This is a genomic window from Paraburkholderia sp. SIMBA_054 (genome assembly GCF_046534875.1).
GTDB lineage: Bacteria > Pseudomonadota > Gammaproteobacteria > Burkholderiales > Burkholderiaceae > Paraburkholderia > Paraburkholderia hospita.
Map to the genome: position 1 here is coordinate 1 of NZ_JAWRXV010000681.1, position 276 is coordinate 276.

At 65.9% G+C, this 276-nt stretch carries 1 pseudogene; it reads right to left on the minus strand.

The features are described 5' to 3' along the window. A pseudogene (locus SB822_RS56830) lies at positions 1–276 on the minus strand (FAD/NAD(P)-binding oxidoreductase); the annotation flags it as partial.

Below are 276 nucleotides of genomic sequence, written 5' to 3' on the forward strand. Positions count from 1 at the left end.
GCATACTGATAAGCGACGAGATACAGCAACGGTCCCGTGCCCGCCAGCACCACACGTCGGCCGATTACACAGCCTTGCGCCTTCAACGCGACCTGCGCCGCGCCGAGCGTGTAGACGCCGGGCAACGTCCAGCCAGGAAGCGGCAGAACGCGGTCGGTCGCGCCGCTTGCAATGATCAAATGCGAGAACGGCACGCTGACTTCCCGCCCCGCGGCGAGCGTATCGAGGCGGCCCGCTTCGCAAGCCCATGCCAGTGTGTCCGGGCGATAGTCGATG